The sequence below is a fragment of the Burkholderia sp. 4M9327F10 genome (genome assembly GCF_005503145.1).
In the GTDB taxonomy this organism is placed as follows: domain Bacteria; phylum Pseudomonadota; class Gammaproteobacteria; order Burkholderiales; family Burkholderiaceae; genus Paraburkholderia.
In genome coordinates this window covers 470514-486562 of the sequence record NZ_SCNV01000001.1, presented here as the reverse complement: position 1 = coordinate 486562, position 16049 = coordinate 470514, and the positions used below count along the sequence as shown (strand labels likewise).

14 protein-coding genes are annotated in these 16049 nt (G+C 62.2%); 9 read left to right on the top strand and 5 right to left on the bottom strand.

Annotated elements, in window-relative coordinates:
* Positions 1–255: 255 nt before the first annotated feature.
* Positions 256–1413 (bottom strand): porin, encoded by a 1158-nt coding sequence (locus FFS45_RS02165; RefSeq protein ID WP_137953014.1) that lies wholly within the window; start codon positions 1411–1413, stop codon positions 256–258.
* Positions 1414–2035: 622 nt separating this feature from the next.
* Between FFS45_RS02165 and FFS45_RS02160 the strand changes: the two genes are divergently transcribed.
* Entirely contained in the window at positions 2036–2566 is a 531-nt protein-coding gene (locus FFS45_RS02160; RefSeq protein ID WP_137953013.1) for a hypothetical protein, read from the top strand.
* Positions 2567–2613: 47 nt separating this feature from the next.
* Here FFS45_RS02160 and FFS45_RS02155 read toward each other — a convergent pair whose 3' ends face one another.
* Positions 2614–3048, bottom strand: coding sequence for a hypothetical protein (locus FFS45_RS02155; RefSeq protein WP_137953012.1), 435 nt, complete (start codon positions 3046–3048; stop codon positions 2614–2616).
* Positions 3049–3278: 230 nt separating this feature from the next.
* On the opposite strand from FFS45_RS02155, the gene FFS45_RS02150 reads away from it, so the two are divergent.
* The 6 genes from FFS45_RS02150 to ggt all read left to right on the top strand — a co-directional run bounded on the left by FFS45_RS02150 (position 3279) and on the right by ggt (position 10024).
* Positions 3279–3962: a CDP-alcohol phosphatidyltransferase family protein gene (locus tag FFS45_RS02150; protein WP_137953011.1), complete on the top strand. Its 684-nt coding sequence runs from the start codon at positions 3279–3281 to the stop codon at positions 3960–3962.
* The gene (locus FFS45_RS02145) at positions 3959–4780 is read left to right on the top strand and encodes a 2OG-Fe(II) oxygenase family protein (RefSeq protein ID WP_137953010.1); all 822 of its coding nucleotides are present in this window, start codon (positions 3959–3961) and stop codon (positions 4778–4780) included. Before FFS45_RS02150 ends, FFS45_RS02145 begins: the two co-directional genes overlap by 4 nt.
* Positions 4777–5781 carry a flippase-like domain-containing protein gene (locus FFS45_RS02140; RefSeq protein ID WP_137953009.1) on the top strand — a complete coding sequence of 335 codons (1005 nt, stop codon included), beginning with the start codon at positions 4777–4779 and terminating at the stop codon, positions 5779–5781. The genes FFS45_RS02145 and FFS45_RS02140 overlap by 4 nt, the downstream gene beginning before the upstream one ends.
* Positions 5782–5806: 25 nt before the next feature.
* Entirely contained in the window at positions 5807–6571 is a 765-nt protein-coding gene (locus FFS45_RS02135; protein WP_137953008.1) for a phosphocholine cytidylyltransferase family protein, read from the top strand.
* A 217-nt stretch (positions 6572–6788) separates the two neighbouring features.
* Entirely contained in the window at positions 6789–8192 is a 1404-nt protein-coding gene (locus tag FFS45_RS02130) for an MFS transporter (protein WP_137953007.1), read from the top strand.
* 104 nt (positions 8193–8296) lie between these two features.
* The gene (ggt, locus tag FFS45_RS02125) at positions 8297–10024 is read left to right on the top strand and encodes a gamma-glutamyltransferase (RefSeq protein WP_137953006.1); all 1728 of its coding nucleotides are present in this window, start codon (positions 8297–8299) and stop codon (positions 10022–10024) included.
* Between the two features lie 29 nt (positions 10025–10053).
* Here the strand turns inward: ggt and FFS45_RS02120 are convergent, their stop codons facing one another.
* Together FFS45_RS02120 and FFS45_RS02110 are read right to left on the bottom strand one after the other, a co-directional pair.
* Entirely contained in the window at positions 10054–10323 is a 270-nt protein-coding gene (locus tag FFS45_RS02120; protein ID WP_137953005.1) for a hypothetical protein, read from the bottom strand.
* Positions 10324–10524: 201 nt separating this feature from the next.
* Positions 10525–11613, bottom strand: coding sequence for a trypsin-like peptidase domain-containing protein (locus tag FFS45_RS02110; protein WP_137953004.1), 1089 nt, complete (start codon positions 11611–11613; stop codon positions 10525–10527).
* 313 nt (positions 11614–11926) lie between these two features.
* Between FFS45_RS02110 and ppk2 the strand changes: the two genes are divergently transcribed.
* Positions 11927–12853, top strand: a complete 927-nt coding sequence (ppk2, locus tag FFS45_RS02105) for a polyphosphate kinase 2 (protein ID WP_137953003.1) — start codon at positions 11927–11929, stop codon at positions 12851–12853.
* Between the two features lie 156 nt (positions 12854–13009).
* Here the strand turns inward: ppk2 and FFS45_RS02100 are convergent, their stop codons facing one another.
* Positions 13010–14596 (bottom strand): inorganic phosphate transporter, encoded by a 1587-nt coding sequence (locus FFS45_RS02100; RefSeq protein WP_137953002.1) that lies wholly within the window; start codon positions 14594–14596, stop codon positions 13010–13012.
* 497 nt (positions 14597–15093) lie between these two features.
* Between FFS45_RS02100 and FFS45_RS02095 the strand changes: the two genes are divergently transcribed.
* Positions 15094–16035: a LysR substrate-binding domain-containing protein gene (locus FFS45_RS02095; RefSeq protein WP_137953001.1), complete on the top strand. Its 942-nt coding sequence runs from the start codon at positions 15094–15096 to the stop codon at positions 16033–16035.
* The last annotated feature ends 14 nt before the right edge of the window (positions 16036–16049 follow it).

The window sequence follows — 16049 nt, the reverse complement described above, 5'->3', positions numbered from 1 at the left end:
TCGTCGATGTTCCCGATCGGACGCAGGAACAGGGGCACGGGCGGAACAGGGTGCTCCGCGACGAAGCCGCCGGGCGACCGCGGCGAGCGACTGATGAGGCCCGCCGCGCGGAAGGCGGCTTCATCGAGTATACCTGCGTGCACATGAAGATTCGATGCTTGCGTATTCGATCTCCACATAAAAAAACGCGCGCGTGATTGTGTCACGCGCGCGTTTTTCAACAGACCGGACCGGTCGATCCGGTCTGCAGCCTCATTAGAAGCGGTGACGCAGACCGACGGTCGCTGCCACCTGGTTGCCGGTCGACGACGGCGACAGCGTGTTGATCATAGCCACGTTCGCGCTGCCATCGCCGAGTTGGCCCGAAGCGTGCTGGTACACGCCTTCCAGGTAAACGTCGGTGCGCTTGCTGAGCGAGTAGTCGGCTTGCAGCGAAACGGTATGCCACTTCGGATCACCCGACGTCGTGCCGCCCGTCGCCTTGCCGTCCGTGAACGTGTATGCGCCGTTCAGGCTCAGAGCCGGAGTCAGCGCGTACTTGCCGTTGATTTCATAGTTGTCGAGGTGCAGGTTCGTACCCGTCGGGACCGTGAAGCCAACGCCGTTCTGGTTGCCGGCGATCAGGTTGTCGTCTTGCGTGTGGGTCCACACGAAGCCAACCGTAGCCGGGCCATACGAGTAGTTCGCGCCCACGCCATAGGTGCGCTGCAGGGCTGCCGTCAGGTTGGCGTTGTTGCCGTCGCCAGCCGAGACTGCGCCGCTCGAGTTCGAGCTGCCCAGCGAATTGTTCAGTTGCAGGTAAGCAGCAGCAACGTTCAACGGACCGTTGGTGTACGAAGCGCCGGCGCTCCATGCACGGTTGTTGGCGAACTGGCCAGCGTCATTGCTGAAGCCGTACAGGCCGCCGAAGCGGATACCCGAATAGTTCGCGCTCTGGTACTTGACTGCGTTCTTGATCGAGAACGAGTTGTCCAGATTGTCGTTGTCGAACGGGTGAGCGGCCAGGTTGTTGCCGTAGCCCGAACCTGCTTCCGACAGCGGGCCAAGGTAGTCGACCACGGAGTCATATTGACGGCCGAGGGTCAGCGTACCGTACTGGTCGCTTTGCAGACCGACGAAAGCCTGACGATTGAACATCGTGTTGCTTTCGGTGAACTTGCCGTTGTTCAGGTTGAAGCCGTCTTCCAACGTGAAGATGGCATGCAGGCCGCCGCCGAGGTCTTCGCTGCCGCGCAGGCCGAAGTACGTATCCGACACCGTGCCGCTACCTTGTTGCCAGTTGTTGTGGCCACCCTGGTTGTTCGAGTAGACCAGGCCGGCGTCCAGCGTGCCGTACAACGTAACGCTGCTTTGTGCGTGAGCATTGATGGCGAACGCGCCCATGATGCCCGCGATGATGAGGGTTTTTTTCATGCTTTTTTACTCCGAGTCAGTCTGTAAAGAATCGTCTTGCAGGGCTTAATGCCTATACCGCCGGCCGCCTGAGGATTCGCAGCGAAGTGTATTCCCTCTGATAAATTGATTAACCCTATATCGCGCAACAAAGCTTTCCGGAATCAGGAATGGCGGATTGGATCGCCGTAAGTGCAGGTAAATAAAGCGATTTCGGATTTTTATTTATGAGGTGCGACAATCTGTCAACCGCTTCTCCTGTTGCACATGCGCGACGTCCGCCCCTGGCGGCTCTGCGGCTTATCAAGTGATTCGGAGCAGTGAAATTCCGATTACTCAGTTTTCTGAAAGAGAGTATTCCAGCTATTGCGGTGATTACGCCGGCTTACTCGCTTTACAATCTGGCTCGCCCCCTGACCAAGGGTGTCTTTTTCATCTGTTTATACGCGGCCTCCGGGCCGCGTTTTTTTATTCTGTCCTGGATCTGATTATAAGTTCCAGGTAATCAGGAAAAATATTTTTCTGCAAACGGAAATAATCGGCAACCCTGGCCGTTCGGCGTAGGCCGTCCCTCGGGGCGGCGCGCACAGGTAGAATTCAGCCCTTGTGTTGATGAATCTGTCCAAACCTGAGCGACCCTGCAATGACCGATACGCCCCTTCCTTCGCCCGACACCGCTGCTGATTCCGCGACGGAAGCGCTCCTCGACACGCCCGAGACCCTGCACGACGCACGCTTGTGGCGCGATGACGGCTGGACGGCGCGCATCATCAAGAATGAAGACGACGATGGCTGGGCGGTGGAGATGATCAAGGACGGCGAGCCGGAGCCCGCTCTCGTCGGGCCGTGGACCATGGGGCGTGACAAGAAGAATCCGAAGCCGCTCGATACCGCGGCTTTCAATACGCTTGTGAAGACTGCGTCGGAGGTATTGCGACGTCACGAACAGCAGTTGCACGCGATGCTGCACAAGCGTGTGACGGTTGAATCGCCAGATGGCGAGCTGGAGATCACGCTGGACATCGTGCCGAGCGAGGATGATCCCTACGCGCTGCTGAGCGCCTTTGACGCTTTCGGCGAACAGCTCGCCCAGGTGAAGGTGGCGCCCAACTTCAAGCTGGGCAAGGCGAATGCTGCCGCCTGGGTGGAAAACGGCTTTCGCCGTCCCGGCTGACTAGCTAACGAAGTAACCAAGGCTTTGCCGCGGCAGGTCGATCCGCCTCAGTTGCGCTTGCAGAAAATCGCCGTGATGTGCGGCGCCACGTGATGCACGATGGCCGTGCTGCCCGCCTGCGTCACCGCATTCTGCACGCTGGTGTCGCTGCCGAACACCACGGCCCCGTAGGCCGAATTGGCCACCGGTTCGCCGTTGCCGGTCTGGAACATCGGATCGTCTTTCTCGAAACCGACCACCGCAAACACATGAAACCCGAAGGCGCTTAGATCCGCGTCCTTGGCGGGGCGGAACGCATTGATCGAATTGCTTTCCACCCGCATGGGCGTTGGATTGATCAGTTGCTGCTGGGCGAGGTCCGCAATGAACTGATGGCCCGATTCGTTGCAGGCCAACTGCGCATCGAGCGCGGTGGCGTGACACGCAAGCGGCAGCGCGGCCGCCGACAGGGCGAGGAGTGCGGAAGAAAAAACGTGCTTCATAAGCTTCAGAGTCGCGTATCCATCATGGCAGGTTCGCAGCGGGGCGGCACGGGATGGAAAGGCCGCCGCACCGGGTTGCGCATTGGGATTACACGGCGTTACGGGCGCAACAGGCTTCGCACTTTACCAACCTTCGAGCATTCTTGCTGCGAATGCCGTCTGTCAAGGGGGAGCGGGAAATTGTCACCGAAAACTGCAAGGTTTCCCGTAACCGTATATATTTCCGGGTTATGAATTCTCGACCAATTTCCCTAAAAAACGTTCCAGTCCCGAAAACGTGGGACGCGCGGCTCGCCCGCCGGCTCGTCACGCCGCTCGTGGACACGTTTGTCACGCCCAATCACCTCACCACGCTGCGCCTGCTGATTGGCCTCGCAGGCGCGCTGGGTTTGGCCCACGGCGGTTTTGCGTGGACCAACGCGGGCGCGCTGCTGATCGTGCTGTCGAACTTTGTCGACCACACGGACGGTGAGCTCGCGCGCATCAGCGGCAAGTCGAGCCGGATCGGTCATTTTTACGATCTGGCCTGCGACGCCCTGGTAACCATCCTGTTGTTCGTCGGCATGGGCCTTGGCATAGGCACGGTGCATGCGGCCGGCCGGGTTTTTCCCGGGGTATTCCTCGGCAGTCTTGCCGGGGTGGCAGTCGCGGTGATTTTCTTCCTGCGTATGCGGATTGAGGACATGGAAGGCAAGGCGGGCACCAAACAGGCGTCCGTGGCCGGCTTCGAGACCGAAGACGTGCTGTATCTGCTGCCGCTCGTCACCTTGACGGGCGTCGTGACGCCTTTCGTGGTGGTGGCCTCGATCGGCGCGCCGCTCTTTGCCATCTGGGTGATCGTGGACTATCGCCGTGCGCTGCGCCGCGCCGCGCGTCCCGCTGGCGAAACCCCTCAAATGCAGGTCAGCCCATGAGTACGCAGGCCGAAGACGACGTGATCAGCCAGGCCTCCTCGTTCGACCGCGGACCTGTCTCGCCGGCGCCCGCTGCTCCCGAGGCGGACAGCGCGGTCGCCGGCCGTACGCGCCAGTTCGATACGCCGCGCCTGCGGAAGGACTTCGCCGACCAGGGCGCCTTCCTCTATATGGAAGACTTCCTTGCTCCCGAGGTCACTGCGCAGCTGGTGCATAGCGCCCGCGCGCTCGTCGACGAGGTGAACCGCAACTACCTGCCGGGCCACAAGCAGGGCGGCAGCGTGAGCCGCCATACAATCGACCGCCTCGCGCCTTTTATTGCCGAGCTGTATCGCTCGAAGGAACTGATCGGCTGGCTGGGGCAGTTGAGCGGCGACAAGCTGATGGTCTCGCCGCCCGACGATCCGCATGCCTATGCGCTCTATTACTACACGCGGCCTGGCGACCATATCGGCTGGCATTACGACACCTCGTACTACGACGGCCGCCGCTATACGCTGCTGCTCGGCGTGATTGACGACTCGTCGTGCCGGCTCGACTACGAACTGCATACGCGCAACCCGGACGTGCCCGATCTGCCCGGCTCCGTGCAGATTCCGCCGGGCGGCCTGGTGTTTTTCGACGGCGACAAGCTGCGCCACCGCGTCACGCCGGCGGCCGCCAACGAATTTCGCGTGTCGCTGACATTCGAATACGTCACCGATCCGAACATGCGCCCGTGGCGGCGTTTCATCTCCAACATGAAAGATGCGATCGCGTATTTCGGCTTTCGCCAGGTGTTCCGGCAGATGACCAAAGGCAAAGGGGCCCGGGCATGACGCGCGCGGCCATGATCCTGCTGTCGATCGGCGTCGCGCTGTTCGTTGGGCTGCTCGCGTGGCAGGGACTCGGCTCCGTCACCTCCACGCTGCTCGCGGCCGGCTGGGGGCTCGCGCTGGTGGCCGCCTTCCATCTGGTGCCGCTGGTGCTGGACTCGGCCGCGATCGCCGTGCTGATCGACCGGCGCCGCGACGACGTCGCCCTGCACAACGCCCTGCTGGCGCGCTGGACGGGCGAGTCGGTCAACAGCCTGCTGCCGGCCGGTCAGATTGGCGGTCCGGTGGTGATCGTGCGGCAATTGTCGCAACACGGCATGCGCATGCGCGACGCCGCGGCGACGATCACCGTCAGCACCACGCTGCAGGCGCTCGCCCAAATCGTCTTTGCCCTGCTCGGTCTGCTGCTGTTCGGCGCCTACACGGCGCAGGGCGCGCTGCACGACCTGCGCACCGCTACCTTTATCGCTACCGTCGTGCTGGCGGGCCTGATTGGGTTGTTTTTCCTTGCCCAGCGGCGCGGCCTGTTCGGACGGCTTTTGCGGGTGGTCTCGAAGGTGTTCGGCAAGCGCGACTGGTCGGCGCTAACCATGCGCGCCGACGCTGTCGACGAGGCCGTGCAGTCGCTCTATCGCGACCGCGCCCGGGTGTTGTCGAGCTTTGCGCTGAGTCTCGTGGGCTGGATCGTCGGCACCGTGGAGGTGTGGCTCGCGCTGCGCTTCCTCGGTCATCCGGTCGATTGGGTCGATGCGCTGTTGCTCGAAAGCCTCGGCCAGGCCATTCGCGGCGCGGCGTTCGCGATTCCCGGCTCGCTCGGCGTGCAGGAGGGCGGCTACCTGTTGCTCGCCCCGCTCGTCGGCCTGCCGCCGGATGCCGCACTGGCGTTGTCGCTTGCCAAGCGCGCCCGCGAGGTCCTGCTCGGTCTGCCGGGTCTGTTGTACCTGCATTTCAGTGAAAGAAACTGGCAGCGTCGGCACGCGGTGCGTGTGCCGGCTGTCGATTAACGCTACTTTTAGAAAGGGGCCACGTGTGCGTGCCATTATTCTCGCTGCGGGCCTTGGCCTGCGTCTCCAGCTCCCGCCGGGGGAACAGTTTCCGAAGTGCCTGCTGCAGTTCGACGGCGTGAGCCTGCTCGAGCGGCATCTGCAGATGCTCGAAAATGCGGGCGTGACCGACGTCGTGCTGGCGCTCGGTTTCCAGCCCGAACTGGTCGAGGCTGAGCTGAAGCGCATCAACTGGCCGCATCCGGTCGAGACGGTGATCAACCCGCGTTTCGACCTGGGTAGCGTGCTGACCGTGCACACCGTGGCCGAGCCGCTGACGCGCGGCGGCGACGTGCTGCTGATGGACGCGGACGTGCTGTATGACGAGCGCATCCTGAACGCCCTGGTGGCGGGCGAGACGGTCAACCGGCTCTTGATCGACCGCGATTTCGAAGCGGGCGACGAACCCGTCAAGCTGTGCCTGAAGGACGGCGTGCCGGTCGAGTTGCGCAAGCAGCTCGCCGTGAATCTCGAGTACGACACCATTGGCGAGTCGGTCGGCTTCTTCCGCCTGCGCCAGGAAACCGCGCAGCGCTTCGCGCAGATCGTTGCTGGCTATATCGACGGCGGCCGCGCGAACATGCCGCACGAAGAGGCCGTGCGCGACCTGCTGCTCGAGCGTAGCCAGGTGTTCGATACGGCGGACGTGACCGGCGCGCCGTGGATCGAGATCGACTTCCCGAACGATGTCGTGCGTGCTCGCACTGAGATCCTGCCGCAGTTGCAGCCGCTGGTGAGCGTGCCGCGTTAAGCTGCGCTTGCTCTTCCTGCTGCTCTTCCTGTTTGTAAAGCGAATATGCCGGCTGATGCCGGCATATTCGTATCAGCCGGCCGCTTTCGTTGCGCCCTCAACCATTGCCCGCAGCACACCGTGCTGTGCAAATTGCCTTCCTTAACAACATCTGTTGCCGAGGCAATGCGATAATCTTAGCTTTACGCCGACGGTTTTGTCCTCCGTCGTCCTGCCAATGCCTCTTAATCTGGGTGCATTCATCGTTCCGCTGATCGTCGCGTGCGCGATGTTCATGGAAAACGTGGACGGCACCGTCATCGTGACGTCGCTACCCGTTCTGGCGCGGGACCTCGGCCAGAGTCCCATCACTCTCAAGCTTGCCATCACGAGTTATGTGATCGGTCTCGGCGTCTTCATTCCCATTTGCGGCTGGGTGGCCGACCGCTTCGGCTCACGCTCGGTGTTTCGCACGGCAATCGGCATCTTCATGGCCGGCTCGCTGATGTGCGCGGCGTCCACTTCGCTCGGCACCTTCGTGTTTGCGCGTTTCGTGCAGGGGCTGGGCGGTGCGCTGATGGTGCCGGTGGGCCGCATCATCATTTTCCGCTCCATCCCCAAGTCGGAATTCATTCGCGCCGTCAACTACCTTACGGTGCCCGCGCTGCTTGGCCCGGTGGTGGGGCCGCCGCTGGGCGGGTTCATCACCACGTATCTGCACTGGCGCCTGATCTTCTTTATCAACATTCCGATTGGCCTGCTCGGTATCTATCTGGCCAACAAACACATTGCCAATGTGCGCGAGCCGCATCCGGGCCGTCTCGACTGGCCTGGGTTCGTGTTGTCGGCTGCCGGAGCTTCGCTGTTTATGCTCGGGCTTTCGTTGATCGGTGGGGACCTGGTGTCGAACACGCTGTCTCTGGGCATGTCGGTGCTCGGCGCGGCGCTGCTGCTCGTCTACTGGCTCTACGCGAGCCGGGTTGAGTTGCCGGTGCTCGATTTGCGGCTGCTGCGCATTCCGAGCTTTCACGCGAGCGTGCTGGGCGGGTCGCTGTTTCGCATCGGCCTTGGTGCAGTGCCGTTCCTGCTGCCCCTTGCACTGCAGGAAGGACTCGGCATGACCGCCTTCGTGTCCGGCTCGATCACCTGTGCGTCGGCGTTCGGTTCGATCTTCATGAAAGCGGTCGCCTCGCGTGTGCTTGGACGTTTCGGTTTCCGCCAGGTGCTGATGGTCAATGCGGCGCTGGCGGGACTGGCGATCGCCGTTTATGGCTTGTTCTCGCCAGGCATGTCTCATTGGACGATCTGGTGCGTGGTGCTGTTCGGCGGCTTCTTCCCGTCGCTGCAGTTCACTTCGTTAAATACGCTGGCTTATGCGGATATCCCGAGCCGCGACATCGGCCGCGCCACCAGCGTAGCAAGCGTGATACAGCAGATTTCGCTGGGGCTTGGCGTCACGATCGGCGGCGTTGTACTGCAGATCTCGCATCACCTGCAGGGGCATCCGGCTATTGTGTGGTCCGACTTCTGGCCGGCGTTTCTGGTGGTGGGGCTGTTCTCGCTCGGCTCGATTCCGGTGACGGCACGCTTGCCTCAGGGCAGCGGCGCTGAGATTGCCAATGGCGGCAGAGGGAAAGCGTAAGTTAGGACTACCCCTAAGCTTCGCAAAACCGGCTTTTGCATGCTATAAGCCCAAGGCAGACGTTTTCTTTTCAGCTAAAGAATGGTCATGGAGGAGGGTAGTCAATGTCATTGGGTAACGTAAAGTTGTCCGCTAGCGCGCTTGCGTTAGCTGCATTCCTTACCGTATCGAGCGGCTTTCTCGAAACCGCGCCGGCTTACGCCAAGACCACGGATCAGCAACCGGCCGTTCTCAATGCGTCGGCCATCGCGGTGGCCGACAAGTTCAGCGCCGACGCCGCCGAGCAGATCTTCAAGGAAGGCGGCAACGCAGTCGATGCAGCCGTGGCGATTGCCTTTACGCTTGCCGTGACCTATCCGGAAGCGGGCAACATTGGCGGCGGCGGCTTCATGACGCTGTATGTCGACGGCAAGCCTTACTTTCTCGACTATCGCGAGAAGGCGCCGCTTGCTGCCACGCGCAACATGTATCTCGACGACAAGGGCGAGGTCATCAAGGGCATGAGCCTGTTCGGCTATCGTGCGGTGGGTGTGCCGGGCACGGTCGAAGGCATGTGGGAAGCGCAGCGCCGCTTCGGCAAGCTGAAATGGAAGCAGGTGCTGGCGCCCGCCATCAAGTACGCCACCGACGGCTTCGAAGTGAGCGAACAGTTGCAGCAGCGCCGTGACGACGCGGCCAAAGACTTCGCGGGCAAGACCAATTTCGACGCCTACTTCGGCAATCTCAAGCAAGGCGTCAACTTCAAGCAGCCGGAACTCGCCGCAGTGCTGACGCGCATTGCCAATCAGGGCGCCAAAGACTTCTACGACGGCAAGACGGCCGATCTGATCGCCGCATCCATGCGCGGCCATGGCCTGATTACGAAGCGCGATCTGCAGGAATACAAGGCCGTCTGGCGTGAGCCGATCCAGGCAGACTGGAACGGCTATCACGTGATTACCGCACCGCCACCGAGCTCGGGCGGCATCGGCCTCGTGCAGTTGCTGAAGATGAAGGAAGATCTCGCGCCCGACTTCAAGGACGTGCCGCTTAATTCGGCGCAGTACGTGCACCTGATCGCGGAGATCGAGAAGCGTGTGTTCGCCGATCGCGCGCAGTACCTGGGCGACCCGGACTTCTACAAGGTGCGGGTCGCGCAGTTGACCGACGACGCGTACATTGCCAAGCGGGCCGCCGAGGTCAACCCGGCCACGCCGTCGGACACGAAGAGCGTGCAACCCGGACTGGGTACCTCGATGCCGGAGAAGGCCGAGACCACGCATTTCTCGGTGATCGACAAGTGGGGTAACGCGGTATCGAACACGTACACGATCAACGGCTACTTCGGCTCGGGCGTGGTGGCGGACGGCACGGGTATCGTGCTCAACGATGAAATGGACGACTTCTCGGCCAAGCCGGGCGTGGCGAACATGTTCGGCGTGGTGGGTAGCGACGCCAATGCAATCGAGCCGAAGAAGCGTCCGCTGTCGTCGATGACGCCGACCATCCTCACCAGGGACGGCAAGGTAGCGCTTGTGATCGGCACGCCGGGCGGTTCGCGCATCTTCACGTCGATCTTCCAGGTGATCAACAACGTCTACGACTTCAATATGCCGTTGCCCGACGCGGTAGCTGCGATGCGTTTCCATCACCAGTTGCTGCCGCCGAACACGATCTTCTGGGAGCCGTATCATCCGATTACCGGCGAACTCGCACAGCAGATCGAAGCGAAGGGCTACACGTTGAAAGGCCAGGACTTCAGCGGCGACATCCAGGTGATCAAGGTGAACGGCGATACACCGGAAGCGGCTGCCGATCCACGCGGCCGCGGTGTGACGCGCGTGATCCAGTGAGCGTTTGATGCGGCGGCGGGGCGCAGTGTTTACAGCGCTGTAAACCGCCCGAAAAACCGTCGCCACGCTGCCTTGTCCGCTTCGGACAGCGCCGGGTCCGAAGCCGCGCCGAAGGCTTCTTCACGGGCGTGGATGCAGGCATCGATAAATTCCTGCAAGGCCGCGCGATCCGCAAACACCAGCTTGCGCTGCGATGCGGCAATTTCCACATGCGCCGGCGTTCTGGTCACGCGCGGAACGCCGTAGTCGTCATAGTCGGCGGTGTCCCGCGTGACTCGCACCTGATAGTCGCCTGTCACATTGTTCTCCTGTCGACCCGAGTTAGCGCTTTAGCGCTTACTCGGGTCCCATGCAGTTTCATCGCGGTCGACCCGAGTTGGCGCTTTAGCGCTTACCCATGATCCCATGCAAGGATGGCTGCTCGCTGAGAGCCGTTTTCCCAGTATAGAAAATCGCTGTGACACTGCTGCGCTTCTTCGCGGCGCTTCTGCCTCACGCGATCAACTTGTCTGCTCGACCGGCGTCAGCGTCAATTCGAGCCGCTGCGTACCGCGCAACACCGTGACACCGACCGGACGGTCGATACGCGACGCATCCAGCACGCGTTGCAACGTGTCGACGCCATCGACGGGAAGCGCGTCGATGGCGACGATCGTATCGTCGGTGCGCAGGCCGCCGAGCGCGGCCGGGCTCGCCTTGACGATCTCCATGACGCGCACGCCGCTGGTCGAACTCAGGTTGAAGTAGCGCTGCACGCGTCGCGACAGCGAGGTCGTGGTGCCCGCCACGCCAATATAGGCGCGCCGCACGCGGCCATACGCGAAAATCTGCATGATGACCCACTTGGCAGTGTCGATGGCGGTGGCAAAGCAGATGGCCTGAGCACCGGGGATGATCGCGGTATTCACACCGATCACCTGACCCGCCGAGTTGATCAGCGGGCCGCCGGAATTGCCGGGATTCAGGGCCGCGTCGGTCTGGATCACGTCGTAGATCATGCGGCCTGAGTTCGAGCGCAGCGAGCGCCCGAGCGCCGATACCACGCCGGTGGTGACCGTCTGCTGCAGCCCGAGCGGATTGCCGACCGCAATGGCAATCTGACCGACCCGCAGCCGTCCGGATTCGCCGAGTTCGACGTGCGGGAGCGGTTCGGCCGAGCCGATGCGCAGCACGGCGAGATCGCTGCCGGGGTCGTCGCCGATCAGATCGGCGGCGAACCTGCCGCCGTCGGCGAGCGTGACGTGGATCTGCGTCGCGCCGTGGACGACATGGCTATTGGTCAGCAGGTAGCCGTCCGGCGTGAACAGGAAGCCCGAGCCGGTGCCGCTACGCATGCCGCGTCCGTCAGGATGGGCAGGCGTGCCGTGTTCGACCGAAATGAAGACGACGGCCTGCTGGACGCGCTCCAGCGCGCCGATCACGGTGCGCGAGTAGGCGTCGAGCAAGGCGTCGTCGCTGAGTGTGGATGGCGCTGCGGGCTGCCCGGCCGGCGGCTGCGCCGGCGCGGCGGAAGCCGCGGGCTCAGGCGCTCCGGCAGGGTCGGACGAGGCGCGCGACAGGTCATCAATAAAACGGGGACGGCTTCCCATGGCGAAGCTCCGGACTAGGCGGGAGCCTAACTGCGGGGCGGGTCGCCTGTTTTCAAGACAATGCCTAGGACGCGAAAAACGGTCCGCCGGACAATCTGACGGTGGACAAAACTCGCTATGATGGTCCGGTTGCTGCCGACCGGAAGGGTGTCGCGCTGGCCCTGGCCCCGCTGCATGGCCGGCCGCTGCGGCGCGTCATAACGCCCCATACCGCCCCAGTAACAACAATGACACCTCGGGCTTCGATAATCGGGCGGTCGCCGCTGCGCTCAGCACGGCGTGCTTAACCATTCCAGTTTCCAGGAGAGTCGCGATGAAAGAGCAGGATCCGATTGCCGATACGGCATCGATGGCCGAACGGCAGCGCCGTTTTGAAGAGGATCTCATCGATGCGTACGACGAAGAACTCGAAATGGAAGTGGACGACCGCATCAGCGACGGCGATGCGGGCTTCTCGCTCGAGCATCGCGAGGCGCGCAAACGGTACTTCCGCGAACTGTTTCGTCTGCAGGGCGAACTGGTGAAGCTGCAGGACTGGATTGTCGCCACCGGGCACCGGATGGTGGTGATCTTCGAAGGGCGCGACGCGGCAGGCAAGGGCGGTGCGATCAAGCGCATCACGCAGCGTCTCAATCCGCGCGTGTGCCGGGTAGCGGCCCTGCCGGCGCCTAGCAATCGCGAACGCACGCAATGGTACTTTCAGCGCTATGTCTCGCATTTGCCGGCGGGCGGCGAGATGGTGCTGTTCGATCGTAGCTGGTACAACCGCGCGGGCGTCGAGCGTGTGATGAACTTCTGCACGGACGCCGAGTACGAGGAGTTTTTCCGCTCCGTGCCGGAGTTCGAAAAGATGCTCGTGCGCAGCGGCGTACAGATTGTCAAATACTGGTTTTCGATCACTGACGAAGAGCAGGAGATTCGCTTCCAGACCCGTATCCACGATCCGCTCAAGCAGTGGAAGCTGAGCCCGATGGACCTGGAGAGCCGGCGCCGTTGGGAAGCCTATACCCATGCCAAGGAAGTGATGCTGCAGCGCTCGCATATTCCCGAGGCGCCGTGGTGGGTCGTGCAGGCGGTCGACAAGAAGCGCGCGCGGCTGAACTGCATCCACCATCTGCTGAGCCAGGTGCCGTACCACGAGGTCGAGCATCCGGCCATCACGTTGCCGGAGCGGGTGTACAACACGGAGTACATCCGCCAGCCGGTGCCGACCAATATGATCGTGCCGGAAGTGTATTGACCGGTGGATTGGACCGTTGGATCCGGTTAAAAAAGCCCGGCAAGTCATAGACTTGCCGGGCTTTTTGTTCGGCAGGGCAGAAAACGGATGAGAGGGGTGGGCGCGCCAGTCGTTGCCAACCCGCGCCGCAATGGGGATGTGTTTCTCCCCACTCGATTAAAACACGTGCCGGAACACCCAATACAAGCCGGCCGCCAGCGCGATCGAAGCGGGCAGCGTCAGTACCCACGCCAGCAGCAGGCTGCGCACGGTGCTCCATTGCAGCCCGGAGCCATTGGCCGCCATCGTACCGGCCACACCCGAGGACAGCACGTGGGTGGTCGAGACCGGCAGGCCATAGACGTCGGCCGCACCGATGGTCAGCATCGCCACCAGTTCCGCCGAGGCGCCTTGCCCATAGGTCAGATGCTGCTTGCCGATTTTCTCGCCGACCGTCACGACAATGCGTTTCCAGCCGACCATCGTCCCCAGCCCAAGGGCGATCGCGACCGCGACCTTGACCCATGTCGGAATGAATTTGGTGGCGTGATCGATCTGCTTCTTGAAGTTGTCGATCACCTTGCCGTCGTCCGCCGCGAAGGCGGGCTGCTTGGCCTTTTCCATCAGGCGCACGGCTTCGGACGCCACATACATATTGTTGCGCACGTTATCGACGACATCCTGCGGCACGCTCGCCAGCGAGCCGGATTGGCCGACCTGTTGGGCGATCTGGTTGGTGAGCTGCTGGAGTGCGGGCAACGTTTCAGGCGTCAACTGACGGGTCCGCACGTAATCTTCGACTGCGGCGCGCGGGTGGGCCGAGGGCGATGCTCCATTGGTGTATTTGCCGAATGTCGCAGAAGCCTCGTGCGCCACCGCCAGGAAGGTTTGCGTCTCCGCGGGCGTGACAGCCTTGTTCAAGGCATATGCGGTCGGCACGGTGCCGATCAGGATCAGCATGATGAGGCCCATGCCTTTCTGTCCGTCATTCGAGCCGTGCGCGAACGAGACCCCCGTGCAGGTCAGGACCAGCAGGCCGCGGATCCAGAACGGCGGCGGCTCGGCGCCCTTCGGTTCGGCGTACAGCGCCGGGACGCGCACGACGGCTTTCAGCACGAGCAGCAGCAGGCCCGAGAGCAGGAAGCCGACGATCGGCGAGAACAGCAGCGACTTGCCGACGCCCAGCGCCTGATTCCAGTCCACGCCGCTGGTGCCGCTGGCGCCGTGCATCAACTGATTCATCAGGCCCACACCGATGATCGATCCCACCAGCGTGTGCGAACTCGAGGACGGCAAACCGAAGTACCACGTGCCGAGATTCCAGATGATCGCGGCGATCAGCAGGGCGAACACCATCGCAAAGCCTGCGCTGCTGCCGACCTGCAGAATCAGTTCAACCGGCAGAAGCTGCAGCACGCCGAACGCAACGGCGCCGGTCGAGGTCAGCACACCGAGGAAGTTCCACGTACCGGACCAGATGACCGCGAGATTCGGCGTTAGCGAGTGCGTGTAGATAACAGTGGCAACGGCGTTTGCGGTGTCGTGAAAGCCGTTGACGAACTCGAAGCCGAGCGCGATGAGCAAAGCGACCGCGAGCAACAGGTAAGGCAGAAAACTGAGTGCCTGAACCGACTGCAGATCGCTGACCAGATGAACGGCGCAATACGCCGCTCCGATGCCGATCACAAGCAGGAAAATAATCAGACCAATACTGCGGCCCCGGGCATGGGTGTCGGTCGTCTGCGGGTACGAAAGTTCCGGCATGGCGTGTTCCCTGTAGTAGTCGCGTCAACTTTTCATGCTGGTTCATCCACATGTCGATACCATGACAAATATATGTCATTCGGGCCCTTTGTAGGGATACGAAAGGCTCGCGCCTTGTGTGGCGCGGGGGTGGCATCGTCAAATCGCATAACGGTGGCGACCAGTATGCGAATGCGATGGCCTTCTTCTCCATGCCCGCTGGGTACGTGCAGGCAGGAATTGAATTGATATGAGCAAAGCGAATGCTTTTCCAGACGAATCAGACCTTGCTGCGAAGGTGTTTCAGCGAAATGGATGCAGGCGCAACCATCGGGTTGAACACCCGCGCGCAAGCCACGCAACGGTGTGATTCGTTGCGGACTGCATAGTATCCGCGCATGCCATTGACCTGATGCCGGATCTCGCGGCGGTCCACGCCTGGCAAGACATGGGCCGCGAACGCGTAAAATGGCGCTCCGGTTTGCCGCATTCGATCAGAGACGCCCTTGAAACGAAAAATGCCTGCGCTTAACGCGCTCAAAGCCTTTGAAGTTGCCGGCCGCACCGGCAGCTTTACCCGTGCCGCGGAACTGCTTAACGTCACGCAGAGCGCGGTTAGCCGGCAAGTGCGCCAGCTGGAAGAGCAACTCGGCGAATCGCTGCTGCAGCGCCGGCATCATCACCTCGAGCTTTCCGCGGCCGGACGGCTGCTGCTGCAGGCGTTGCAGCAATCGTTCGACAAAATCGAACTGACGGTGCGCAGCATTCAGGAAAAGACCCATCTGAACCGTCTGCGCCTCAACGCCCCGCCCACGTTTACCAGCCGCTGGCTGATGCCGCGCCTGGGGCGTTTGCGCGACGAGCATCCGGAACTCGAACTGAGCCTGTCGACACGCGTCGTGGACAAGCTCGCCGAGTCGGGCGTGCTCGATTGCGCGATCCGTTTCGGCGACGGCGAATGGGAAGGCTTCGACAATCGCCTGTTGATGAGCGAGCGTCACGTGGCGGTCTGCTCGCCGGCACTGCTCGCGCGGCATTCGGGGCAGGCGGAGATCGACCTGAATCAGTTCACCTTGCTACACGTGCTGGCGAGCGACGATCAGCGTTATTTGACCTGGCAGCACTGGCTCAAGGCGGCCGGCATCGAGGGTGTCGATACGAGCGGCGGTTACGAGTTCGATCTGCTGGATCTGGCGATTCGCGCGGCCGTCGACGGTCTCGGCATCACGATTGCCGACCGCCATATGATTGCCCGCGAACTCGCCACCGGCGAACTCGTGCAGGTGCTGAACGTGCATGTCGACGGTCATCAGTCGTACTGGCTGGTGACGCGTCCGGAGCAGGGCGATCTGCCTCAACTGGCCCTGTTTCGCGACTGGCTGCAGCACGAGGTGTGGTCGACTGAACGCAACCTGGAGCCGTCCGCCTCGTCGCCGGAGCGGCTGATCAGCGGCCATTGAGCGCTTGCTCCCGC